This is a genomic window from Kiritimatiellaceae bacterium (assembly GCA_013141415.1).
GTDB lineage: Bacteria > Verrucomicrobiota > Kiritimatiellia > Kiritimatiellales > Tichowtungiaceae > Tichowtungia.
In genome coordinates this window covers 45,398-69,510 of the sequence record JABFQY010000002.1, presented here as the reverse complement: position 1 = coordinate 69,510, position 24,113 = coordinate 45,398, and the positions used below count along the sequence as shown (strand labels likewise).

Annotated in this window: 18 protein-coding genes and 1 pseudogene; all 19 read left to right on the top strand. The window is 56.1% G+C overall.

Going from position 1 to position 24,113, the window contains the following annotated elements:
• The first annotated feature begins 114 nt into the window (after positions 1 to 114).
• The 19 genes and pseudogenes from HOO88_03135 (at position 115) to HOO88_03045 (ending at position 24,112) form a co-directional block, all read left to right on the top strand.
• Positions 115 to 3,153, top strand: coding sequence for a hypothetical protein (locus HOO88_03135; GenBank protein NOU35753.1), 3,039 nt, complete (start codon positions 115 to 117; stop codon positions 3,151 to 3,153).
• A 243-nt stretch (positions 3,154 to 3,396) separates the two neighbouring features.
• Positions 3,397 to 4,593 carry a PQQ-binding-like beta-propeller repeat protein gene (locus HOO88_03130; GenBank protein ID NOU35752.1) on the top strand — a complete coding sequence of 399 codons (1,197 nt, stop codon included), beginning with the start codon at positions 3,397 to 3,399 and terminating at the stop codon, positions 4,591 to 4,593.
• Positions 4,580 to 5,281, top strand: a complete 702-nt coding sequence (locus HOO88_03125) for a ferredoxin family protein (GenBank protein NOU35751.1) — start codon at positions 4,580 to 4,582, stop codon at positions 5,279 to 5,281. The genes HOO88_03130 and HOO88_03125 overlap by 14 nt, the downstream gene beginning before the upstream one ends.
• Positions 5,278 to 6,471: a radical SAM protein gene (locus HOO88_03120; GenBank protein ID NOU35750.1), complete on the top strand. Its 1,194-nt coding sequence runs from the start codon at positions 5,278 to 5,280 to the stop codon at positions 6,469 to 6,471. Before HOO88_03125 ends, HOO88_03120 begins: the two co-directional genes overlap by 4 nt.
• Entirely contained in the window at positions 6,471 to 7,970 is a 1,500-nt protein-coding gene (locus tag HOO88_03115) for a DUF116 domain-containing protein (protein ID NOU35749.1), read from the top strand. The genes HOO88_03120 and HOO88_03115 overlap by 1 nt, the downstream gene beginning before the upstream one ends.
• A 6-nt stretch (positions 7,971 to 7,976) precedes the next feature.
• Positions 7,977 to 8,756: a hypothetical protein gene (locus HOO88_03110; GenBank protein ID NOU35748.1), complete on the top strand. Its 780-nt coding sequence runs from the start codon at positions 7,977 to 7,979 to the stop codon at positions 8,754 to 8,756.
• A gap of 175 nt (positions 8,757 to 8,931) precedes the next feature.
• Complete coding sequence (locus HOO88_03105; GenBank protein NOU35747.1) at positions 8,932 to 9,543, top strand: hypothetical protein; 612 nt, start codon at positions 8,932 to 8,934, stop codon at positions 9,541 to 9,543.
• Positions 9,544 to 9,656: 113 nt separating this feature from the next.
• Entirely contained in the window at positions 9,657 to 11,288 is a 1,632-nt protein-coding gene (locus tag HOO88_03100; GenBank protein ID NOU35746.1) for a squalene--hopene cyclase, read from the top strand.
• A gap of 1 nt (position 11,289) precedes the next feature.
• Positions 11,290 to 12,600, top strand: a complete 1,311-nt coding sequence (locus tag HOO88_03095; protein ID NOU35745.1) for a PQQ-like beta-propeller repeat protein — start codon at positions 11,290 to 11,292, stop codon at positions 12,598 to 12,600.
• Between the two features lie 21 nt (positions 12,601 to 12,621).
• The gene (locus HOO88_03090) at positions 12,622 to 14,061 is read left to right on the top strand and encodes a PQQ-binding-like beta-propeller repeat protein (GenBank protein NOU35744.1); all 1,440 of its coding nucleotides are present in this window, start codon (positions 12,622 to 12,624) and stop codon (positions 14,059 to 14,061) included.
• On the top strand, positions 14,058 to 15,008 hold the full coding sequence (locus HOO88_03085) for a hypothetical protein (protein NOU35743.1): 951 nt from the start codon (positions 14,058 to 14,060) through the stop codon (positions 15,006 to 15,008). The genes HOO88_03090 and HOO88_03085 overlap by 4 nt, the downstream gene beginning before the upstream one ends.
• A gap of 60 nt (positions 15,009 to 15,068) precedes the next feature.
• A pseudogene (locus HOO88_03080) lies at positions 15,069 to 15,634 on the top strand (4Fe-4S binding protein).
• Positions 15,631 to 16,932 carry a 4Fe-4S binding protein gene (locus HOO88_03075; protein ID NOU35742.1) on the top strand — a complete coding sequence of 434 codons (1,302 nt, stop codon included), beginning with the start codon at positions 15,631 to 15,633 and terminating at the stop codon, positions 16,930 to 16,932. The pseudogene HOO88_03080 and the gene HOO88_03075 overlap by 4 nt, the downstream one beginning before the upstream one ends.
• A gap of 3 nt (positions 16,933 to 16,935) precedes the next feature.
• A complete protein-coding gene (locus HOO88_03070) occupies positions 16,936 to 18,690 on the top strand; it encodes a PQQ-binding-like beta-propeller repeat protein (protein NOU35741.1) in 1,755 nt (584 codons plus the stop codon).
• Positions 18,687 to 21,032, top strand: a complete 2,346-nt coding sequence (gene nuoE, locus HOO88_03065) for an NADH-quinone oxidoreductase subunit NuoE (GenBank protein NOU35740.1) — start codon at positions 18,687 to 18,689, stop codon at positions 21,030 to 21,032. The genes HOO88_03070 and nuoE overlap by 4 nt, the downstream gene beginning before the upstream one ends.
• Before the next feature lie 118 nt (positions 21,033 to 21,150).
• A complete protein-coding gene (locus tag HOO88_03060; GenBank protein ID NOU35739.1) occupies positions 21,151 to 22,485 on the top strand; it encodes an NAD(P)-binding protein in 1,335 nt (444 codons plus the stop codon).
• Positions 22,486 to 22,631: 146 nt separating this feature from the next.
• Positions 22,632 to 22,853 (top strand): helix-turn-helix transcriptional regulator, encoded by a 222-nt coding sequence (locus HOO88_03055; protein NOU35738.1) that lies wholly within the window; start codon positions 22,632 to 22,634, stop codon positions 22,851 to 22,853.
• Complete coding sequence (locus HOO88_03050) at positions 22,840 to 23,172, top strand: phosphatidylinositol kinase (protein ID NOU35737.1); 333 nt, start codon at positions 22,840 to 22,842, stop codon at positions 23,170 to 23,172. Before HOO88_03055 ends, HOO88_03050 begins: the two co-directional genes overlap by 14 nt.
• Positions 23,165 to 24,112, top strand: a complete 948-nt coding sequence (locus tag HOO88_03045) for a HipA domain-containing protein (GenBank protein ID NOU35736.1) — start codon at positions 23,165 to 23,167, stop codon at positions 24,110 to 24,112. Before HOO88_03050 ends, HOO88_03045 begins: the two co-directional genes overlap by 8 nt.
• Position 24,113: the final 1 nt, after the last annotated feature.

The window sequence follows — 24,113 nt, the reverse complement described above, 5'->3', positions numbered from 1 at the left end:
CGGCAGGAGTATGTGGTGCTTTTAGTGGGATCATCACGAAGAGCGCCGCAAACGGAATGGGTCATTAGTCAGGTCGTTTCCAAACCGAAATAGAAAGGTGCTGGTATGATGAAAATGAGTCCTCGTTTCAAGCCGTCCGGCGGATTGCGGCATTTGCGCAACCTGTCGCTTCTCCTCGCAACGCTCGCCGTATTCTGGGCGGGCAGCTCGCAAGCAGCGTTCGATACAAACACTCCGCCGGTGGCGTACCATACGGGCTTCCCTTACAGCGCGGCCTATTTTGCCAACGCCCTTTCTGCGGACAATCAGGGCTGGAAGTTTATTTCCGGCGGCACCGGAGTATATCCAACTAATCAGTTAAATAAATTCGGCTACCCGACCGTTTTAATCGCAACCGCCACGCAGGTTGTGCAGGTATTGCAGAATTCCGTGACTCCCGTTAATAAACCGGATTCCTGGCCGGATGGAAGCGGTCTTTATGCCGGTCAGATTGTTATAACGTGGAAAGGCGGCGCCGATGTGCGCAGCGCCAACGGAACGTATGTTGCCGCCAAATCAACCGTTGCGGCCACCGGCGTGGCAACCAACGGTACGCGTGTTTATACGCTGGCTCCGGGTTTGAGACCCTCCGTCAATATTTACGCGCTGGGAGCCACTCCGTTAACCGACGTGAAGTGCTGGCTGCCCGACCCGACCGATCCCAATAACAAATCGCTCGAAAATCAACTGTTCCACCCGGCTTTTCTGAAGCATCTGCAAGAGCGGAGATGGTCCTGGATCCGGTTTATGAATCTCGGATCAGTGAATCAGAACCCCCAAAAGAACTGGAGTGACCGCCGCATACCGGCGTATGCCTTCCAGGACGGAGCGTTGAATCCGCGCGATCCGACAGAAGGTGGCGTTAAGCCTTACGGTGATGGGATATATGCCGGAAACCGTGACACGGGCGTTTCCTTTGAATACATGGTTGCGCTTTGCAATCAAACGACCAATGACATGTGGCTTAACATCCCGCATTTGGCCAACGATACCTTTGTGACCAATCTGGCCAATCTGATTAAATTCGGTTCGGACGGAACCAATGCCTATACCTCGGTGCAGGCCAACCCAGTATGGAAGCCGCTTAACAGCGCGCTGAAAGTTTACTTGGAATATTCCAACGAAATCTGGGCGGGTAACGACGAATTCGCTCAGGGTGTTTGGGCTGCCAATCAGGCAGCGGCGGCGGGAATTACCAAGGCGCAGTTTATTGCCCGCAGAGGTTCCAGATTGTGGGAGATTTTTGAAAGTAAACTAACTGCGGCTCGCGTGGTGCGTGTTGCCGGTGCGTGGACCGCCAGATCAGATTACACGACGCCGTATGTGGCTGAATTTTACAACAACGCCAGTCTACTGAAGCCCGAAGTGCTGGCCGTAACCACCTATTTTGGAAACGGCATTCAGTATTGGGCGAAGGATCAGAACTTTGTTCCGACGAACGCCACACCGTGGACCGACAGTTACTGGGCGAGCGCCCGGTTGGAAACCGATCTTCAAGCCACGCTTACCAAGTGGATGGAGTATGTGTTGTCCGGAACACAAAACAGTGGCGACACCGGCCCGGATGAATTGGGGGTTCGCGGCGGGATTACGGATTACATGCTGCCGCTGGCTCTGAGCAATAATCTACCGCTCGTGGCCTATGAAGGCGGCCCGTCGGTTTATACGTCAAGCTTTGACGGCCCTCCCACAACCGATGACGGCGTTACTCTGCTGATGGAAGCGATGAACCGCCATCCGGGGTTCGCGGACATCTACTATGCTCACGTCAATATGTCCTTTGAAAAAGGTCTGCGGGTGGATTGCATGTTCACCGATGCGGGCCAGTGGGGAAAAAACGGGCAGTGGGGCCATCTGGAATATATCGATCAGCCGACCAGCAACGCGCCGAAATATCAGCTCATACTCGACGTCATTGATGAGTTTAAGACGATCCGGTCGATCCATACACCTAAGGGTTTGGTACCGCAGTTTACCACCGCAGCGGCGTTGCCGCGCGTGGAAGTGGGTACACCGTATAATCAGACCATCGCAGTCAGCGGTGGAAACGGAACCCTAACGGTAGAGTGCATTGCATCTCTTCTGCCTGCCGGGCTGACCTACAACGCGAGCACCAAGAAAATCACAGGTACTCCGACGGCTAAAGGTGACGGATACGTTTATCTGCGTGTTCTGGATGCCGACAAAGACCCGGCATGGAGAACCTTCACTGTGCAGGTTTTCCAACGATCCACACCGGCCGCCACGATTAACTTCGAAACTCAGCCGTTGAGCATCGGGACAGCCTCCGCGCCGCAACCGATGGTGATCGGAGCCTATACGGTCAATGGCAGCTCAACGAACGGATTGAAGATATTTAATGCAACCAACGGCTGGCCCCTCGGCTGGCCAAGTAAAGTGTTGCATGCCAAGTCAGCGGGGTGGTTGCTCAGTGTGCAAAGAACGGATGGACAGCCGTTTGACCTGTATTCAGTGGACGTGGGAGAAGGGAATAATCTGGCAGACCAGTGTACCATCACGTTGGCCTATCCGAACGGCACAATTGCCACGACCAATATTGCTATTCCGTTGCAGACTGCGGCTATCCTTGTTCCGGCCACGCTGGACGCGGTCGGGATTACGAAGGCCGACTTTAGATTCTATAAAGCCGGGGCCAATGCGTTTGGCGCGATTGATAATCTAAAAATCAATCAGGTCGTTACCCCGCCCGGCGGCGCGGAAGTGATCCTGGATAATAATGCCGCCGGAGTGACAGCCTCTGGAGCGTGGTATGGTGTTGTTGCAGGTACCGGGTATCAAGGAACCAACTTCATGACCATCGCCAGTAGCACCACCGCGTGGCGCCGGTACACCCCGACGCTTCCAACGACGGGTTCGTATGAGGTGTTTGCAAAATACGCTTCCGGCTGGGCTACTGCGGGAACGAACTGTCCTTACACTGTTGTTCATCAGAACGGCAGTCAGACGACCCGGGTGAACCAGACGATCAATGGCGGAACGTGGGTTTCGCTTGGCACGTTTAACTTCACGAGCGGTAACTATGTTGAAATCGGCGCTGACGTCGCCGGCGGCAAACGCCCGTGCGCGGATGCGATCAAATGGGTTCAGCAGTAAAAACCAGACTGCTCGAATAACAAGTGAGTTGTCATGACCCCCGCTCTCCGGAGCGGGGGGCTTTTTGTTCTGGGGTGACCTTGCCTGTTCTGGAAAGACCGATTGGCGCAACGAAGTATCCAGTGCCGTCGCATAGTTTGTCCGCCCCGGATTCAATTTTCAGCAGTTAGGGAGTGTAAAAAGGAGTCGGATTTGGTTTCCTTTCCTTCCTGACGGAGAGTTATTCAGCAAGAGGAGATCGCGATGAAGAACTGGATGTTGTACCTGACAGTTGCGGCGGCAGCCGCCGGTGGATACGCCAACGACTGGCCGGTCTGGCGCGGTCCGGATGGCAATGGAATTTCAAAAGAAACCGGCTGGGATTCCAGCGGGGCAAAAACGCTTTGGACGAAGGAGCTGGGCGCCGGTTATTCGTCGGTCAGCGTCAAGGGCGATAAACTTTACACCATGGGGCATGAGTCGGCTGATGATAAAGCAGGCAAAGACACGGTTTATTGTCTGGACGCAAAAACCGGGAAAGAAGTCTGGAGCTATTCTTATGCTTCGCAAACAGGAGGAAAGTATAAAGGGCCGCGCGCCACTCCTGTGATTGACGGGGATTGTGTCTATACGGTCAGTCAGGACGGGCTGGTCATTTGCCTCGATGCGGCGTCGGGAAAAATAAAATGGCAGGCTGATGTACCCGGCAAGACAGGTAACAAAAACATCAGATGGGGCATTTCATCTTCAGCGGTTATCGAAGGGAATATGATTCTGCTGAACATCGGTTCTGCCGGAGTGGCGCTCGACAAGAACAGCGGAAGCATCAAATGGAGCAGTGTCGGAGCGCCAAGCTATGCTTCGCCGGTTGTGTTCGACCGCGCAGACAAGCGGTGTGCCGCAATGTTTACAGCGTCCGGCCTGCAAACGGTTGATGCCAAAACCGGAAAGCAGATCGCGTCCATTGAGTGGATCACCAAGTTCGATATCAACGGGGCCGACCCGCTTGTTATCGGCGATAAGATATTCATTTCTTCCGGCTACGATCGCGGTTGCGCCATGCTCGACTTTTCCTCCGGTGAACTGAATAAGCTGTGGGAGAGCACGGCTCTGAAAACCCAGTTCAGCAGCTGTGTTTATATTGACGGGTACATTTACGGAATTGACGGCCAGACCAAATCGAAGGGAACCCTGCGCTGTATCTCTGCCGCCGACGGCTCCGAAAAATGGAGCGAACAGATCGGCTTCGGCTCATTGATCGCGGCGGACGGCAAGCTGATTGTGTTGGGCGAATCCGGAACGCTCTACTTTGCGGCTACCGCGCCGGATAAATATAACGAGATTTCAAAAATGGACACCGGGCTCGGTCAGCTGTGCTGGACGCCGCCGGTTCTGGCGAACGGAATCATCTATTGCCGCAACGACAAAGGAACGCTCGTCGCGATCAATGTCAGCAAATAAAACCATCCTGATCTGCCAATGCGCAGAGCGCGGCCTGCTGAACCTTGGAAATGCGGACGAGGTTTCCGGGCTCGTTGTGCCCGACCTCTGTTGCGCCGCTCAGAAAAATGATCCGCGACTCAAAGACATCGCGGCGGCAGAGTATCCCGTCATCTATGCCTGCCACCCCCGTGCCGTCCGGGCGCTGTTTGCCTTTGCCGGATATCCGCTTCCTGAAAGCGCCGAGTTCATTAACCTCCGTACTCCCGTACTCCCACACTCCCGCACTCCCGTACTCCCTCACTCCCAAACTCTCTCATGGTTCCCGGTCATCGATGGCGACCGCTGCACGAACTGCGGACAGTGTTTTGAGTTCTGCCTGTTCGGAGTTTATGAAAAAGATGCGGACGGCAAAGTGCGCGTGACGAATCCGCAGAGCTGTAAAAACAATTGTCCGGCCTGCGCGCGGATTTGTCCTGAAGCCGCCATCATCTTTCCGAAAGTCGGCGAGGCTCCGATCAACGGCGCGGAAATCTCCGACGAAGAAGCCCTCAAGGCGAACATCAAAATCAACGTAGATGAAATTCTCGGCAACGATGTTTATGCCGCGCTCAATGCCCGCAAACAGAAACGCCGCACGTTGCTGAACCAGAAGAAGGTCGAACAGGCGCTGGCGGAACGGAAAAAATGCGCGGAGGAGAAAGTATGAGTATCGCGCTGATGAAGCGAATGCTGACCGAGCCCGACAAGCGGCTCCTTTGGAAGTTTGCTTATAACTTCGGCTACAAAGGCATGCGCTCCATCGAAAAATTTCAAAAGCGTCTCAAGCGCGGCGAATATTTCCCGGCGTTTCTTTTCCTGTCCGTCACCAACGCCTGCAACCTTGCCTGTCAGGGATGCTGGGTGTCGCAATCTAATCCGCCCAAACAGATTGCGCCTGGCACGCTCGACAACGTCATCCGCGAATGCAAAGCGCAAGGCTCTTGCTTCTTCGGAATTCTCGGCGGCGAACCGCTGCTCTACGACGGCCTCTTTGAAGTTTTCGAAAAACATCCCGACTGTTATTTTCTACTCTTCACCAACGGCACGCTGATCACCGATGCCGTTGCCAAAGAAATGCGCCGGATCGGCAACATCAGCCCGCTCATTAGTATTGAAGGGCTTGAAAAAGTGAGCGACGAGCGGCGCGGCGGAAAAAACGTTTACGAACAGACGCTGGCGGGGCTGGCGAACTGCCGAAAGCATCGCCTCGTCACCGGCGTCTGCACCAGCGTCTGCAAGTCCAACATCGCCGACCTCGCCAGCGAAAAGTTTGTGAACGAAATCGCCGCGCTCGGCGCGCATTATCTTTGGTATTACATCTACCGTCCCGTTGGCCCGAATGCGTCGCCCGAATTGGCGCTCGACGCCGGACAGGTCACAGCGCTGCGCCGCTTCATTGTGGATATCCGCCTCACGGCACCGGTCGTGGTCGTTGATGCTTATTGGGATGATAAGGGCAGGGCGCTTTGTCCGGCGGCGGTCGGCATCGCTAATCACGTCAGCCCCGACGGCTTCGTCGAGCCGTGTCCGCCGCTTCAGTTTGCCAAAGATAATATCGGCGACGGCACCGGACTATACAAGCTATTCAACGAATCGGCATTTCTAAAAAAATTCCGCACCATGTGCTGCAAGACCACGCAGGGTTGCATCATCATGGAGAACCCGAAACAGCTTGCCGGATTCATCAAAGACGAAGACGCGGTCGATAGCTCCGGGCGCGGCACATTGCTGGCCGAGCTGAACCAGATGTGTCCGTGCGGCAGTCATCATCAGCCCGGCAGCGAAATTCCGGAGCGCAGTTGGGCGTATCGCTTTGCCAAGAAAAACTGGTTTTTCGGATTTGGAGCCTACGGGTGATGCAGCAGACCCAACCAAAGTACGGAGTTCCGGCGGAACGGTTCGAGCGCGACCAGCTTATGCGCGAGGTTTCCGTTTATGCCGCGGAACACCAGCTCGTGCCGCCGCTTTCCATGGAAGAATTGCGCGACCATGCTGAACAGATCGCACCGGGCCAAGGCGCGATCGGCTATGTGATGGTACTGCTCAACAACGAAGTCTGGCGCGACACGGTTGCCTCCATTCCCTACGAACGCCGCCTTCTTCTCCTTCCGCAATGTCTGCGCAGTCAGCGGGACTGTCCGGCTAAAATGGATGAATTCGGTCTGCTATGCGAAGCCTGCGGATGTTGCCATATCGGCGAACTTCAGTCGCTCGCCGAAGATCTCGGCTATGTCGTCCTCGTCGCTGAAGGCTCCACCGTTGTTTCCAAGCTGCTGGATGGCGGCAAGGTGGATGCCGTCGTCGGCGTCAGCTGTCTGAACGCGCTCGAAAAATCTTTTCCGCAGATGGCGGATGGCGCGATTCCCGGTCTGGCCGTCCCGCTCACGGTTGACGGGTGTATCGGCACCAAGATGGATGTGGATCACGTTCGCGACGCCATCCGGCTGAAATCTTCTACGCCTTGGAAAAACACGCTCGACACGGAACGCCTGCATCAAGTCGTTGACGGGTGGTTCGCAGATTCCGGCGCATGGAAAACCGAAACCCGCACCGAACAGATTGCGGTTGACTGGCTGCTCAAGGACGGCAAGCGCTGGCGGCCCTATCTGCTCGCCTGCACCTACAGCGCACTCAGCGACGGAATCACCGATCTGCCCGATGAAGTCCGCCGCCTTGCCATTGCGGTCGAATGTTTCCATAAGGCTTCGCTCATTCATGACGATATTGAAGACAGCGATGATCTGCGTTACGGCGAGCCGACGTTTCACCGGCAGTACGGCATTCCGGTCGCCATCAATGCCGGCGACCTGCTTGTCGGCGAGGGCTATCGCTGGATCACTTCCGTCGAAGTCCGCACGGCGGAACTGCTGCGCATTGCCGCCGAAAACCACCGCACACTCTGTCTGGGTCAGGGCGAAGAACTTTACGGCCTCGCGCACGGAAATCCGTTTACATCCAAAGAGATCATTGAAATTTTCCGGCGCAAAACCGCGCCTGCTTTCGGCGTTTCGCTCCTGCTGGGAGCTGTCGCCGCCGGGGCGGATCGCGAACTGCTCGAAACACTGCAATCGTTCAGCGAGTCGCTCGGTATCGCCTACCAGATTCGCGACGATCTGGAAGAATACAAAACCGGCGAAGCCCGCGATCTGCGCGCCTCGCTTCTGCTCGCGCTTGCCAGCGAAGCTCATCCCGGAGGCGGCACGCCTCCCTTCGAAGAACTCATGGTTGTCGAAAAGGCGGCGCAGCTGCTGGAGCACTACAAGAATGAAGCGGTTCGTGCGCTCAATCCGGTTAAAAATGCGCTGCTCAAAAGTCTGCTCCGGCGCATCGCCGCCAAAATGCTGAGCGGGAGATAAAAGGCCATGCAATCTCTCGACGACCGCCTGATTCGTACTGCTGCTTGCGCCCGGCGTTTTCTGGAGAAAGAGTCGCTCAAACAAACCGCCCGCTTTATTCTCAGCCGTCAAAATCCGGATGGCGGCTTCCGGGGGAAGGGCGCGGAAAGCGACCTTTACTACACGGTTTTTGCCGCTGCCGGACTCAAGGCGCTCGGCGCGCCGGTTCCCGCGCTGAAACTCTGGAACTATGTCCGCCGTTTTGGCGTGGGCGAAGAACTCGATCTCGTTCACCTGTCCTGTTTAATCCGGTTGCGTTCCGCGTTCCCGATGTTCGGGAAAACGCGCCGCCGGTTTTTCCAAATGCTGGAAACCCGCCACGCCGAATCTGCGTATGACTTTTTTATGAAACAGTTGGCCGGAGACAGTTTGGGCCTTGCCCGACTGCCGATTGCGCCGCGACCGATTGTATTCACCGATCCGACGCCCAGTCTTGCGGCGGCGATTATCGTAAGCCGATCGGCGGACAAAGCGGCGGCTGAAGTTTTGCTCAACCGATTTTGCAGTTCCGGCGGATTTGCCGCGACGGATCGTCTGAATATTGCCGATCTGCTTTCTACCGCCACCGCGCTGTTCGCCTTACGGAGTCTCCATGCCGATTTGGATTCAATTCGCCGTCCGTGTTTGGAATTTGTTGAATCGCTCTGGCGCGACAGTGGCGGCTTCGCCGGGAATACGACGGATGAATTTGAAGATGTCGAGTACACTTTTTATGCACTGCTTAGCGTTGGTTGCCTCATGCAATGAATTTGAGCTGCAGTAAAGCCGGAACTTAGGGCGAAGCCCGTAGATCCGGCTTGCGGGCGGGTCGGGCGGCAGGGACTTTGCCGGATCCACGCCGGGTACGGCTGAGTTCCGGCAGTACTTGAGTAAAGCTGGGACTTTGATCCGGCTTCAGAGGGAGAGAAGAATGGAAAATACAATGAAGTTTTTCAGGCGGAACCTGCCTCACTGGCTGGTATCTGACCGGTCATACTTCGTTACCATCCGCCTCCACAGAACACTTCCGAAAACCGTTGTGCGGGCTTTTCAGCAAGAGCGGGCTCATCTGGAAGACGCGCCGCCGGACTCGACGGAGCTGCTGGAATTGCAGCGCAGGCAATTTCTGCGATTGGAAAAAATTCTGGATTCGTGCGAAACGGGAAATACGTGGCTGGCCAATCCTGATGTTGCTGCGATGGTTTTGAAGAATCTGGACTGGTTCCGGGCTGAACGCGGATGGCGAATCTATGCCGGCGTTGTAATGTCAACACACCTCCATTTGTTGATGCGCAGTGAGGACGGACGATCAGGCGACCTCCTGAAAGATATGGCTGATTTCAAACGGTTTTCGGGGCGCATGGCAAATCAGATGCTGGGCCGCAGCGGGCCGTTCTGGGCGCGGGAGAATTTTGATCACTGGATTCGGAATCGTGAAAAATTTGAGGGAACGGTTCGGTATATTTTGAACAATCCTGTGAAGGCCGGATTGGTGGCGGACTGGCAGGACTGGCCGTGGTATTGTCTGGATGAATCGGTTAAGGAATTAATCTGATCTGGAGATTGCCGGATCCACGCCGCGTTGCGGCTGAGTTCCGGCAGTACTGTTGGGCGGTAAAGCCGGAACTTAGGGCGAAGCCCGTAGATCCGGCTTGTGAAAGATGCGAAATGGGTGCGGAGAAAAAACATTTTGACGCGGTGCTGGCTTCTTCCCGGAAGTTGCTGCTCGCCGAACTGACGCCGGAAGGCCGTTGGGAAGGCGAGCTGTCGAGTTCCGCGCTGGCGACCGCGGTCGCTTCGTTTGCCTTGAAGCTGGCGGGCAAAACCGATCTGGCTGAGCGCGGATGCCAGTGGCTGAAAAATCACCGCAACGCCGACGGCGGCTGGGGCGACAGTCCGGAGAGTCCGAGTAACTTTACCGCAACGCTGCTCTGCCGCTGTGTGCTGAATGAAGAAACCGGCTCGCCGCAAGAAATCGTTCGGTCGATTCTTGAGCACTACGGCGACGACCGTACGTTTTCGGTTCCGATTTTAACGATGTGCATGCTGACGGGAAAGCTGGGCGACGACTGGTCGGTTGTTCCGCAACTTCCGTTTGAGCTGGCCGCCGTGCCGCACCGTTTCTACAAATTCATTCGGCTGCCGGTGGTCAGCTATGCGCTTCCCGCGCTGATTGCCATAGGACTCGTCCGGCATGTGAATCGTCCGGCGCGCGGTTCGTTTATCCGGAACCGGCTGATTCCGCGAATGCTGAATATCCTTCGGAAAATACAGCCCGCCAGCGGCGGCTATCTCGAAGCGGCACCGCTGACCGGTTTTGTCGGCATGAGTCTGATCGGCGCCGGATTCGGCGAGCATCCGGCGGCGCGGGCCTGTATTCGCTTTCTGGAAAACACGGTGCGCACAGACGGCAGTTGGCCGATTGATGTGAACCTTTCTTCGTGGGTGACCTCGCTGGCGGTTCGGGCGTTGGCGGACGAACTTTCTGATGAGCAGAAAAACCGCATCCGGACAAACCTGTTACAGCTTCAGTGGAAAGAGGAACATCCGCTGACTCATGCGGCGCCCGGCGGCTGGGGCTGGACGTATGCTCAAGGCGGAGTGCCTGATGCCGACGACACCGCCGCCGCGCTGATTGCACTTCGGCTGTTGGGGTGTGAAGTCTCTGTTGTTGAAAAAGGTATTCAATGGTTGCTGGATTTGCAGAACCGTGACGGCGGCATGCCGACGTTCTGTAAAGGCTGGGGCAGGCTCCCATTTGACCGAAGCTGTCCGGACCTGACGGCGCACGCCATCCGTGCCTTTATCGCTTGGCGCGCCGAGGTGAATTCTAAGCTTTGGAAAAAGATGGAGCGTTCGATCCGTCGCAGTCTCCATTATCTGGAAAAGCAGCAGCGCGCCGACGGGTCATGGCTCCCTCTGTGGTTCGGAAGTCAGCATAATCCGAATTATGAAAATCCGGTTTACGGTACCGTGCGTGTACTTGAGGCGTTACAGGAACTCGACGAAGCGGAGTTCCCAAGCGTTGCAAAAATGAACCGGCGAGGAATTCAGTGGCTGGACGGCGCACGGAATCCGGACGGCAGCTGGGGCGGATCGCTCGAAGAAACGGCACTGGCCGTCGGGGTGACCGGTAAGGGGCTGGATGTGCTGTCGGCGATGACAAAAAACGGCACAGAGTTTTCTGCTGGCCCGATCGGCCTGTATTTTGCGAGTCTATGGTACTCTGAGAGGCTGTATCCATTGATCTTTACGGTGGATGCGCTGAACCGGTGCGAAACGGAAAACAAAAGGGGTTGAGATGAAAAAAACAGGTGCGTGCATTTTAGCGGGAACTCTGATGACGGCGGTGGTTTTTGCCGCCGACTGGCCGCAGTTTTGCGGGCCGAAACGGAATAATATTTCGACAGAAACCGGACTGGCCCGAAGCTGGCCGGCGGCAGGCCCGGAAGTGTTATGGACCATCAATGTGACAAGCGGCTATGCCAGCCCGGTTGTCAAAGACGGCAAGGTGTATCTGATGGATTATGACGGAACCAACAGCATCCTTCGGGTGCTCGAACTTGATTCCGGAAAAGAACTTTGGACGGTCTCTTTTGCTGATTCAGGCACACCGATGAATAAACTGTATCCGGGAACCCGCGGTACGCCGTCTGTGACCGACGATTCGATTTATGCTGCGACACTCTTTGGCACAATGATTTGCGTTGATCTGGATTCCCGTAAAATAAAATGGAAGCGCCAGTTGGTGAAAGAGTTCGGGGCAAAAGCCGGTGCCAGCGGCTTTGCGCAATCTCCGCTGGTGCACGGCGATCTGGTGATTGTTGCGCCTCTGTCGAAAGCAAGCAGCGTCGTGGCCTTGGATAAACGTACCGGGACGGATGTCTGGCGAACCCCGGGGTTCGGCGGTAGCACCGCGTTCGTTTCGCCATCAATTATTTCTGTTGATGGAGAGGATCAGGTTCTTATGGTGGCGCCCGCTGAAGCCGCCGGAAGTCCTGCTCGCTCCAGCGATGATGATGAGACGGGCGGGAAAGAACCGCGCACCACCTATGTGTTTGCTGTTTCGCCGAAGGACGGCAAGGTTCTTTGGACTTATTTAGGCTGGTCTTGCACCAAGCCGATTCCGGGTCCGATTCAGGTGGGATCCAATACGCTGTTCATCACGTCCGGCTATCAATCTATTTCTGCGATGATCAAGGTGGAAAAAACCGATAAAGGGTATGAAGCGAAAGAACTGTTTAAAACCGAGAATGCAGCGACATCAGTTTCTCAACCGGTTTTTGTAAATAACTGCCTGTTTGTCAGCGGAACGAGTAAAGCTGCCGGCAAAGGGCTGGTCTGTATTGATCTGGATGGAAATACAAAATGGGATGCCGGAGCTCTAAAGCTCACTTGCTTGAACATGATTGCGGTCGACGGAATGCTGGTCGGACTCGATAGCAAATCGGGAATGTTGCATCTGATCGAAGCGACGCCGAAAGCGTTTAACAAACTGGCTTCCGCGAAGGTGTTGGATGAAGCAGGGCAGGCATTGGCCCCGATCGCGCTGTCGGATGGAAAACTGCTTGTCCGGGATCATAAAGTGATGAAGTGTCTGAATTTGAAATAAAACAGCCATAGCGCGCGCAGAGTGAAACAAAAAACCGCCAATCTACTTGTCGCCATACCCGTCCTGATTCTATGCGGATGGGTATCGGTACTTTTGCTTTCCCGCTGGTTCTCGTACGATCCGGCGCGCAGTCTGACGCGCAGTCTGCCCGGTATGGACGGCGGGCCATCCGAATCAGAACGGGCCGTTGCGGACGAATCTCAAGTGAATCTTGCAGGCAAGCTGGAAACCTTTGACGGAGTGCCATCCAGTCTGCCTGGCAGCTGGCCGCGGTTCCGCGGTGCCGATTTTGACAATATCTGCAAGGCCGATGTGAAGCTGGCGGACAGCTGGCCGGAATCCGGCCCGAAAGTTCTCTGGTCGGTGACGCTGGGCGAAGGGCACGCCGCGCCCGCCGTGTTCAACGGCTGTGTCTATCTGTTCGATTACGACGAAGCGAAGCGCGCCGATGCGTTGCGCTGTTTTTCGCTGACCGACGGCAAGGAAATCTGGCGGCGGTCTTACACCGTGCCCGCTAAACGGAACCACGGCCTTTCGCGCACCATTCCGGCGGTCACGGAAGACTGTATCGTAACCGTCGGGCCGCGCTGTCATGTTTCGTGTGTCGAAACAGCAACCGGGAAATTCCGCTGGGGCATCGACCTGCAAAAGGAATATGGCACCACCGAGCCGCTGTGGTTTACCGGGCAGTGCCCGCTGATTGATAACGGACTGGCGCTTCTTGCGCCCGGCGGCCCCGATGTGTTGCTGATGGCGGTGGATTGCAAAACCGGCGCGGTCGTCTGGAAGGTGCCGAATCCAAAAGGCTGGAAAATGTCGCACTCGTCCATTCTTCCGCTGACTTTGCATGGCGAGAAAATGTACGTCTATGCCGCCGTCGGCGGCATGGTCGGCATTTCCACCGCCGGAAAAGTTCTGTGGGAAATTCCGTGGAACGCTTCGGTTGTCGCGCCGTCGCCGGTTCCGATTGCCGGAAATAAAATTTTCATCACCGCCGGTTATGGCGCGGGCAGTCTGATGGTGCAGATTGATAAGACAGCCGATGGGTTCGCCGCAAAAGAGATTTCGCGCACCAGCCCGGCGGATTGGCTGGCCTGCGAACAGCAGACGCCGATTCTGTACGACGGCCTGTTGTACGGCATTATGCCGAAAGACGGCGGCGCGCTGAAACAGCAGTTTGTCTGCTACGATCCGACGGTTGCCGAACCGGTCTGGTCGAGCGGTAAGACGCACCGGTTCGGCCTCGGCCCGTTTTTTATGGCGGACGGAAAATTTTTTATATTGGACGACAGCGGAACGTTGACCATGCTGAAGGTGAGCCGGAGCGGATATGAACAGCTCTCACAGCACAAGGTGCTGGACGGACAGGATGCCTGGGGGCCGATTGCGCTTGCCGGAACCCGCATGTTATTGCGCGACGCGACCCGGATGGTCTGCATAGAACTCGGAGGCGTGAAATGAACGATGCGAAAAAAAGCTGGATTTGGTTCGCCGCGATTCTGCTATTGATCGTCGGAGCCGGAGTTTATCTGGGAATGAGCCGCCGGGCCGATCTCGGTCAAGGCTTTGCTTATTCCGTCGAAGAGTATCGCCGGGTTGATCCCGCCCTTATCCGCTACACGGAAGTTGCGCCGATTGTTCCAGCCGTCGGAAAACTTTCCGCACTGGCCATTGCGCCCGACGGAAAGATTTATGTCGGCGGAGAAAGCGGCATTGAAATTTTTCCGGACAAAACGATTCACCCGGTTGGCGGTGCTGCAACCTGTCTCGCGGTGGACGACGACGGTACGCTGTTTGCCGGCATGCAGGATCACGTCGAAGTTTTCTCCAGCGATTGGAAAAAAACGGCTTGGCCGTCGCCTGGCGAAAAAACCTGGCTGACATCCATCGCGGTGGACGACCGGTATGTCTATGCCGCCGATGCGGGCGGACGCCGCGTTTTGCGCTACAGCAAGTCCGGCGGCAAACCGCTGGAGATCGGCACGAAAGATGAAGCGAACGGCGTACACGGCTTTAATGTCCCCAGTCCGTTCTTTGACCTCGATATCGGCACCGACGGTTCGCTCTGGGTTGTCAATCCAGGTTACCACGCGCTGGAAAATTACAGTCCGGACGGACGGCTGATTTCGTCATGGGAAAAGAATTCACTCAATATCGAAGGATTCGTCGGGTGCTGCAATCCGGCGAACTTCGCGCTTCTGTCCGACGGCGCGTTTGTTACAGCGGAAAAGAAAATTCCGCGCGTTAAAATTTACAATTTGGACGGTTCGCTGCGTTGCGTGGTGGTGGCACCGAATCAGTTTGACGCAGACGCAGAGGGACTTGATGTGGCGGCGGATCGTCAGGGGCGCATCTATGTGCTGGATCCTTCCCGAGGCAAGGTTCGGATTTTCGAGGAGAAAAAATGAAAACGACCGGACGGCGTGATTTCATTAAAACCCTCACACGGGGCGCTCTGCTGGCCGGTATTGCCGGAGTTTTTGGTGTGCTGGTTTCGCGTAAAAATAAATATCAATGCAACGGGCGTTGCGGCACGTGTAAGCCAGATAACGGCGGAGCGTGTCCGCTGGGATCAGACGGATTTGTCTGGCAGATCGATCCGGAGAAGTGCACCCAGTGCGGACGCTGTGCAACACACTGCGTTCTATCCATGTCGGCTGTGAAATGTTTTCACTCTTATTCCATGTGCGGCTACTGCGATCTGTGTGGCGGGTATCAGCGTTCTGACGCGAAGGGGCGTAATACCGGCGCGGAAAACCAGCTCTGCCCGACAGCGGCGATTCGGCGTAAGTTTATCGAGAAGCCGTACTATCAGTACACGATTGACGAAAAACTTTGCATCGGTTGCGGCAAATGCGTGAAAGGGTGCGGCATGTTCGGCAACGGTTCGCTCTATTTGCAGGTGAAGCACGATCTTTGCGTTAACTGCAACGAATGTTCCATTGCCCGCGCCTGTCCATCCGATGCTTTCCGGCGCGTACCCGCCTCCGATCCGTATCTGCTGAAATCCAATCAGGAACGGAGGATCTCATGATTTCCGATTTCCGATTTAAGATTTCTGATTTTTTTCTTCTTCGCGTCTTTGCGTCTCTGCGGTCACTCATTCTCTTGTTGGTGTTCTTCGCCGTTCCGGCGCACGCCGAGTTTCGTTTCCCGATGCCGGAGTTCGCGTCCGGCTATAAACATCCGCCGGTGTACACGCCCGGGCCGTCAACGGCGATGGTCGGCTGGGATATCGTGGTTCTGCTGGCAACTCTGACGCTGGCTGCAGTGTTTGTTTTGAAGCGCCGCAAGCGCCGGGAAATATTTTTGCTCACGCTGTTTTCGCTGCTCTATTTCGGTTTTGTGCGCAACGGCTGTGTCTGCTCTGTCGGTTCGATACAGAATGTGGCGGCGGGACTTTGCAACTCCGCTTACGGCGTGCCGCTCACGGTACTGATCTTTTTCGCCGCGCCGCTGATTTTTGCGCTGCTGTTCGGTCGCGTTTTCTGTGCGGCGGTCTGTCCGCTCGGCGCCATTCAGGAAGCGGTTGCGGTGAAGCCGGTGAAAGTTCCGCTGGCGGTTGAAAAAGTTTTCTCCATCGTTCCGTATATCTATCTCGGACTGGCAATGCTTTCGGTGGCCATGGGATCAGGTTTTATCATTTGCCAGTACGATCCGTTCGTCGGATTCTTTCGTATGGGGGCGAGTTCGAGTCTGCTGATCTTCGGCGGTCTCATGCTGGCGCTGGGAATCTTTGTCGCACGGCCCTACTGCCGGTTTCTTTGTCCGTACGGTGTACTGCTCAACTGGGCGTCAAAACTTTCGCGCCGCCACGCTGTCATCACACCGGCAGATTGCATCCAGTGCGGACTGTGCGCCGACTCGTGTCCGTACAACGCCATCAACAAACCGATGACGGCAACGGTTCCGGAAAGCCGCGGCAAAGGCGCGCGGCGGCTCGGTCTTCTGATTCTGCTGATTCCGGTTCTTATTGTGACCGGCGCAGGCGCCGGACGCCTGCTGCGCGAACCGCTTTCGCGGATGCATCCAACCGTCCGGCTGGCCGAGCGTATTGCCGGCGAAGAGCTGGGCCGCTACAAAGGAACGACGATCGAGTCGGCCGCTTTCCGCGCGTCGGACACACCGAACGAAAAACTTTATGCGGAAGCCGTTGGTCTTAAGGAAAAATTCGGCCTCGGCGGAATGGTGTTCGGCGCATTCATCGGACTGGTTGTCGGATGTAAACTGATTTCCGTTTCTGTTTTTAGAAAACGCACAGACTATGAACCGAATCGCGGCGCCTGCTACAGTTGCGGACGCTGTTTTAAATATTGTCCCGTGAAGGAATAACCTATGAATGAATTCAAACAACGACCGGTTTTGGCGCTGGCGGCGCAGAGCACGGCTCTGGTGGCGGCGACGTTCTCTCTTATCCTCTGCATTCTGCTGATTGCCGATTTCGTGCGGATTCAAAAAATGGATCCGCTGAACGACCCGCATCTGCTGCAACTGCGTGAAAAACTTGCCGTTTCGACCGGCGATAACCAAGCGCTGGTTGAAGAAGTTCGTACGTTTGATTTCTATGCGCGCCGCGCATTCTTCAGTAATCAGGAACAGCGCCGCATGGGTGGGTTTCTGCTGCTCGGCGGCGCGTCCATCTGTTTCATCGCGCTGAAACTTTCCAAACTCTGGAAACCGGAGCTTCCAAAAGTTGCCTGCCCTGAGCGACAAGGGAGTCGAAGGGGCAAAGCGGAGCCGGTGAACTACAACGATCTCAATGCGCTGTTTCGACAGTTGCTGGCCGGAACAGGACTTTTGCTGCTGGCCGTTTCTCCGCTGCTGGCTTTCGCGGTGAAAAGCGATTTAGCGGTTGTGCTTGAGCAACCAGTCGCGCAAGCCGCGCCTGCAGAGCAACCCGCACCAGCCGTGCAAACGGCGTCGGCGGCCCAGCCGGTGCAGTTTATGGCCGAAGCGAAAAACAACTGGCCGTCGCTACGTGGACCGGGGAACATCGGCGTAGCGCACTTCACAAATGCGCCGGTCAGCTGGAATGTTACAACCGGCGCAGGCGTTTTATGGAAAACCAAAATCCCGCTTCAGGGACTCAGTTCGCCGATTATCTGGGCCGGTCGTGTTTTCATATCGGGTGCCGACAAGGAAGGGCAGGAAGTTTTTTGTTTTGATGCCGACACGGGCAAACCGCTTTGGACAAAGAAAGTGAAAGCCGCCGTTGAGTTTCCTGAAGTGACGGAAGATACGGGGTATGCCGCGCCGACCATGGCGACGGATGGACGGCGCGTATTTGTTATTTTCGCGACGGGCGAGCTGGCGGCATTTGATTTGAATGGCACGCCGGTCTGGCAGAAAAATCTCGGCGTTCCGGAAAATCCGTACGGCATGGGATCATCGCTCATCAGCGACGGCGAACGGCTGTTCGTGCAGTACGATCACCAGTCCGGGCAGAAGGTGATGGCGTTCGACGGCGCGACCGGCAATCCGGTCTGGCAGACGGCGCGCAAAGATATTTCGTGGTCGAGTCCGGCACTGATCGAAACCGCCGCCGGTTGGCAGCTGATTCTGAATGATGAAAAAAATGTGACCGCCTATGATCCGGTCTCCGGAAAATTGATCTGGACGGTGAACTGTTTGGGCGGAGAAGTTGCTCCGTCGCCTGCCTTCAACGGCAAAGACATTATTTTTGTGGCGAACGAATATGCCAAAGCCAGTGCATTAAAACTGACCGTCAGCACACCGGTAACTCTGTGGACGTACGATGAATATCTGCCGGAAATCAGCAGTCCGGTTGCATCGGAAAACCTTTTCTTCATCGCCACGTCGTCAGGCGATGTGGTCTGTCTGGACGCCGCGACAGGCAAGGCGAACTGGGAGCAGGAATTCAAGAAAGGATTCAGCTCGTCGCCGGTGCTGGTCGGCGATCGCGTTTACGTCATTGATATCACCGGCGTCGTGCACATTTTCGGTGCGGAAGCGGAATATAAAGAAATCGGAACCATAGCCATGGGCGAACCGGTTTTTGCCACACCCGCGTTCATGGACGGACGCATCTACATCCGCGGCGAGAAGAATCTTTACTGCGTTGGAAAATGAACGACGAAATTAACCTTTTGGAAGTGGATCGGATCGTCGCGGAATTTGGCCGTGACGAATCGATGGTGATTCCGATTCTGCAGGCGGTGCAGAAGGAATTTAAATATCTTCCGGAATCGGCCCTGCGGCGGATTTGCGAGATTAGTGAAATTACTCCGGCACAGATCGAAGGAGTCTCTTCGTTCTTTTCGCAGTTCCGCCGGTCGCCGGTCGGCAAACACATGATCAGCGTTTGCGACGGTACGGCCTGCCACGTTAAAGGAGCGGACGCGGTGTACAGTTCCGTGATGAACACGCTGGGTATTAAAACCGGCGACACCGCGGACGATGGAATTTTTACAGTTCAAAAGGTGGCGTGCCTCGGCTGCTGCACGCTGGCGCCGGCGGTGCAGATTGACGGCGTAACCTACGGCCATGTGCGCACGGATACCGTGTCGAACATGCTCACCGATTTTCTGGAGAACGAAGCCAACCGGACGCCGCGCAATTTTCAAACCTCGGAAGACGGCGTGTCGAAAGGCGAGGTGCGGATCGGTCTGGGTTCGTGCTGTGTGGCTGGCGGCAGCGCAAAAATCCGCGATGCACTGGAAGACTCCCTTGCCGCGCTGAGTTGCAAAGTGGAGATCAAACCGGTCGGCTGCGTCGGCATGTGCCACCGCACACCGCTGATGGAAATTGTGATTCCGGGCGCCGAGCCGATTCTGTATGCCAAGGTGAAGCCGGAGGACGTTCCCGAAATTATCGAACGGCACTTTCATCCGGACAAACCGTTTATCAAGGTTCGCGCGGCGGCGGAGAGCTGGCTTAAAAAACTCTACACCGACGAAGCGCGCGATGTTCCGGAGCGTTACTCGATTGATGTGCGCGAAAAACCGGTCGCCGACTATCTCGGACAGCAGCGGCACATTGCCACCGAGTTCGGCGGCTTGCTGAATCCGTCCGACATGGCGGAATATAAACGCCTTGGTGGATTCGAAGCGCTCCGGACGGCGCTGTCCGGAAAAAATCCCGAGGGACTGATTTCGGAAATTGAAAAAAGCGGACTGCGCGGCCGCGGCGGCGGCGGATTCCCGACGGCCCGCAAGTGGGCGACCGTTCGCAAAGCTCCCGGCGCAAAAAAATATATCATCCTGAACGGCGACGAAGGGGATCCCGGCGCATTCATGGACCGGATGATTCTGGAATCGTATCCTTATCGCGCCATCGAAGGAATGATCATCGCGTCGTTCGCCGTCGGCGCGACGGAAGGTGTTCTTTATATCCGCGCGGAATATCCGCTGGCGGTGAAGCGGGTTCGCAAAGCGCTGGCCGACTGCGAAGAGGCGGGCTTGCTGGGCGAAAATATTTTAGGCAGCGGACATTCCCTGAAACTGAAAATTTTCGAAGGTGCTGGCGCGTTCGTCTGCGGCGAAGAGTCGGCACTGATCGCTTCGCTCGAAGGGCGGCGCGGCATGCCGATTTACCGTCCGCCGTTTCCGGCCGAGCAGGGTCTGCATGGTTGCCCGACGCTGGTGAATAATGCGGAAACCTATGCGGTGGTACCGTGGATTTTCCGCCACGGCGCGGAGGCGTTCGCCCGGTTCGGCACGGAACGTAGCAAAGGCACCAAGGTGTTTTCGCTGGCGGGTAAAATTGAACGCGGCGGGCTGATCGAAGTGCCGATGGGCATCACGATCAACGACGTGGTGAACCAGATCGGCGGCGGCGTTGCCGACGGACGGAAGTTTAAGGCCGTGCAGATCGGCGGCCCGTCCGGCGGCTGTATTCCTGCGTCGCTTGGCGACACCACGGTCGACTTCGAAGCGCTGAAAGAAGTCGGCGCGATGATGGGCTCCGGCGGCTTCGTGGTGCTGGACGACCACGACTGCATGGTCGAGATGGCGCGCTATTTTCTATCGTTCACGCAAAACGAATCGTGCGGCAAATGCACGCCTTGCCGCGTCGGCACCAAGCGTATGCTCGAAATTCTGACGCGGCTTTGCGACGGCAAAGGTAAGCCGGGTGATATTGAAAAACTGGAACAGCTTGCCGAGACGATCCGGTCGCAAAGTTTGTGCGGACTTGGTAAAACCGCGCCGAATCCGGTGCTGACGACACTTCGGTATTTCCGTGAAGAGTTTGAGGCGCACATCGCCGGACTCTGTCCGGCGGGCAAGTGCAAAAAGCTGATTACCTATTCGATCAGTGATGATTGCATCGGTTGCACCAAGTGTGCCGTCGAATGTCCGGTGGAGGCCATTCAAGGCGAGCCGTATTCAAAATTTGAAATTGATCCCGCAGTTTGCGTGCGGTGCGATAACTGCCGGAAGGTTTGCCCTGTCGATGCGGTGGAAGTGAAGTAGCTATGCCGGATCCACGCCGGGTACGGCTGAGTTCCGGCAGTACTGGAGTAAAGCCGGAACTTAGGGCGAAGCCCGTAGATCCGGCTTAAAAGATGGAGAGGAGTGAAGAAGGATTGTTATGCCTAATTTAAAAATAGATGGAATTGCGGTGAGCGTGGAGCCCGGCTTGACTGTGCTCGCGGCGGCGGAAAAGCTTTCGATCGACATTCCGACGCTGTGCCACTTGAAAGGCTGTTCGCCGGATACGTCGTGCATGCTGTGCGTGGTAAAAGACAACGCCAGCAGGCGGATGATTCCGGCGTGCTCGGCGCGTGCCGCCGACGGCATGGACATCGACACGGAATGCGCCGAAGTTCAGGCGGCGCGGCGCGATATCCTGAATCTGCTTCTGAGTGAACATACCGGTGACTGCGAAGGGCCGTGTAAACGCATCTGTCCGGCGCATCTGAATATTCCGCTGATGCTGCGAGAAATTGAGCGCGGCGATTTTGAAGCCGCCGCATGGATTGCCAAGCGCGATCTGGCGATTCCGACGGTGCTCGGAACCATCTGCCCCGCGCCGTGCGAAAAGGGCTGCCGTCGCGGACAGGTCGATCAGACGATCACCATCCGCGCATTGCACCGGCAGAATGCAGATAAATATGTGCCGTCATGCAATGACTTTCCGAAGAACGGGAAAAAGGTCGCGGTAATCGGATCAGGCGCGGCGGGACTCTCCTGCGCGTGGAACCTGCGGCTGCTGGGTTATGACTGCACGGTGTTCGATGTAAATCCGGTGGCGGGCGGCTCGCTTCGCGCCGAAACAGCGTTGCCGCCGGAAATTCTCGATGCGGAAATTCGTAGCCTTCAGTCCGCCGGAATTGAATTCAGACTGGGAGCCGTTCCATCAGCGGACGGCTTCGATGCGGTGATTGAACCGGAAGAACATAAGCTGGCGGTCAAAGCGGTGGCCAACGGCAAAGCGGCGGCGCGCGCTTTGAACGGAATTGAAACCGCAGACCGGTTTGATTCGAAGATTGGAAAACTGCGCGACAGTGAACTGCAGGAGCTGACGAAGAATTGTCATGAGCAGGCAGGAACCTCAGCTTTACAGATTGAGGCGGCGCGATGTTTGCATTGCGACTGCCGCAAACCGGAGAGCTGTAAACTGCGCCGGTATGCCGAGCAGTATGGCGCCGATCAACGCGAATTTCCTGCCGATGAACGCAAGCATGTTCAACTGATCGGACATAACGAAGCGGTGGTGTTCGAGCCGGGCAAGTGCGTTAAGTGCGGACTGTGCGTGCGGATTACCAAACGCGCCGGAGAAGCGCTCGGGCTGGCGTTCGCCGGACGCGGGTTTAACACACAAGTCACCGTTCCGTTCGGCGAATCATTGCAAAACGGCCTGCGGATCGCCGCCGCCGAATGCGTCGCGGCCTGCCCGACCGGCGCACTTGCGTATAGAAATTAAGCCGCATAGGTGCATGCCGTGAAGAGCGGATTATCGGATATCTTTATACCCTATCGGGGATAAAAAATTATTAATTAACATTTGATATACCCGAAAGGGTGTAATATAAATCCGGTAGAAAGTTAATATACCCGACAGGGGCTAATATGAAACCGCTGGTTCAATTCGTTAAAGAGAAGCGCAGGGAGTTGAGACTGACTCAGCACGATCTCGCAGACCGGGCGGGAGTCGGGCTTCGTTTTATCCGCGATCTGGAGCAGGGCAAGGAGTCTCTGCGGCTCGATAAAGTGAATCAGGTTTTAGCTTTGTTTGGCCGGCGGATGGAACCCGTTCCCTTTCAATTGGAGCTGAAAAATGAGGCGCGCTGAAATCTATCTCTTTAATCGTCAGGCGGGGATTCTGGAAGAGCATGATCAGGGATATCGTTTCTCCTATTCATCTGCGTATGTGTCTTCTGCCGGCGCCATGGCGATCAGTCTGTCGCTCCCGCTTCAGAATGAGCCGTATGAAGACAAGCGTCTGTTTCCATTTTTCGATGGATTGATTCCGGAGGGCTGGCTGCTGGATCTCGCAGAAAAAACCTGGAAACTGGATCCGCGGGATCGGATGGGATTATTGCTGGCCTGCTGCCGTGACTGCATCGGCGCGGTCAGCGTTGTTCCGGCGGAGAGCACTGATCATGAGTGACAGAAACTGCCCGATTTGTCTGGATGCGTTGCGTGAAGGAGACGCGGCGTCCCATACGGCATGCTGCAAAAAGCTGTTCGGTACGAATGAGCAGCCGATTTTACCGTACACCTGGGAAGGGCTGAATTCGCTGGCGGAGCAAGTGATCCGGCAGCATGTCGCGGTTCCGGGAGTTCAGCCTAAACTGTCGCTGCATCTGGATCGTCAGGGGAAGACCTCAGGCGGACGGTTGACTCTCGTCGGGCTTGAGGGCGGATATATTCTCAAGCCGCCGGTTGCACGCTACCCCGAAATGCCTGAACTGGAGCATTTGACGATGCTCATGGCGCGGCAATTCGGGATCGAGACCGCCGAATGCGGACTGGTTCCGCTGGAGGACGGACAACGGGCCTTTATTACCCGCCGCATGGATCGCCCCGATGGAAACAAACTGCACATGGAAGACCTGTGTCAGCTGACCGACCGGTTGACGGAGCAGAAATACCGCAGCTCCATGGAGCAGGCCGGCCGGGCCGTTCTGCGCTATTGTTCCAATCCGTTGTTTGAAGCCCTGCGGCTGTTTGATTTGACCGTCTTTTGCTTCCTGACCGGCAATGCCGATATGCATCTGAAAAACTTTTCACTGCTCTATGCGCCGGGCCGTGAAATCCGGCTGGCCCCGGCCTACGACCTGCTTCCGTCCGTTCTGCTGCTGCCGGAAGATCCGGAAGAAACGGCGCTGACGCTGAACGGAAAAAAACGAAAATTGAAACCGGAAGATTTTCTGAAATTCGGTACCGCGCTGCAGTTGACCGAACGGCAGATTCAAAACAGTCTTCGAAGAATCAGCACGGCCATGGATTCCGGACTCGCTCTGATTGAGAGAAGTTTCTGCTCCGGCGAAATGAAAGTTCGGTACCGGGCCTTGATTGCGGAGCGATCCGCCCGTTTGTTCGGATGAA

Excerpts from the sequence above, each read along its gene's own strand:
- HOO88_03130 (NOU35752.1), top strand. The coding sequence starts at position 3,397 with ATGAAGAACTGGATGTTGTACCTGACAGTTGCGGCGGCAGCCGCCGGT.
- HOO88_03135 (NOU35753.1), top strand. The coding sequence starts at position 115 with ATGAGTCCTCGTTTCAAGCCGTCCGGCGGATTGCGGCATTTGCGCAAC.
- HOO88_03100 (NOU35746.1), top strand. The coding sequence starts at position 9,657 with ATGGGTGCGGAGAAAAAACATTTTGACGCGGTGCTGGCTTCTTCCCGG.
- HOO88_03095 (NOU35745.1), top strand. The coding sequence starts at position 11,290 with ATGAAAAAAACAGGTGCGTGCATTTTAGCGGGAACTCTGATGACGGCG.
- HOO88_03055 (NOU35738.1), top strand. The coding sequence starts at position 22,632 with ATGAAACCGCTGGTTCAATTCGTTAAAGAGAAGCGCAGGGAGTTGAGA.
- HOO88_03050 (NOU35737.1), top strand. The coding sequence starts at position 22,840 with ATGAGGCGCGCTGAAATCTATCTCTTTAATCGTCAGGCGGGGATTCTG.
- nuoE (NOU35740.1), top strand. The coding sequence starts at position 18,687 with ATGAACGACGAAATTAACCTTTTGGAAGTGGATCGGATCGTCGCGGAA.
- HOO88_03110 (NOU35748.1), top strand. The coding sequence starts at position 7,977 with ATGCAATCTCTCGACGACCGCCTGATTCGTACTGCTGCTTGCGCCCGG.
- HOO88_03120 (NOU35750.1), top strand. The coding sequence starts at position 5,278 with ATGAGTATCGCGCTGATGAAGCGAATGCTGACCGAGCCCGACAAGCGG.
- HOO88_03085 (NOU35743.1), top strand. The coding sequence starts at position 14,058 with ATGAACGATGCGAAAAAAAGCTGGATTTGGTTCGCCGCGATTCTGCTA.
- HOO88_03105 (NOU35747.1), top strand. The coding sequence starts at position 8,932 with ATGAAGTTTTTCAGGCGGAACCTGCCTCACTGGCTGGTATCTGACCGG.
- HOO88_03125 (NOU35751.1), top strand. The coding sequence starts at position 4,580 with ATGTCAGCAAATAAAACCATCCTGATCTGCCAATGCGCAGAGCGCGGC.
- HOO88_03060 (NOU35739.1), top strand. The coding sequence starts at position 21,151 with ATGCCTAATTTAAAAATAGATGGAATTGCGGTGAGCGTGGAGCCCGGC.
- HOO88_03075 (NOU35742.1), top strand. The coding sequence starts at position 15,631 with ATGATTTCCGATTTCCGATTTAAGATTTCTGATTTTTTTCTTCTTCGC.
- HOO88_03045 (NOU35736.1), top strand. The coding sequence starts at position 23,165 with ATGAGTGACAGAAACTGCCCGATTTGTCTGGATGCGTTGCGTGAAGGA.
- HOO88_03070 (NOU35741.1), top strand. The coding sequence starts at position 16,936 with ATGAATGAATTCAAACAACGACCGGTTTTGGCGCTGGCGGCGCAGAGC.
- HOO88_03115 (NOU35749.1), top strand. The coding sequence starts at position 6,471 with ATGCAGCAGACCCAACCAAAGTACGGAGTTCCGGCGGAACGGTTCGAG.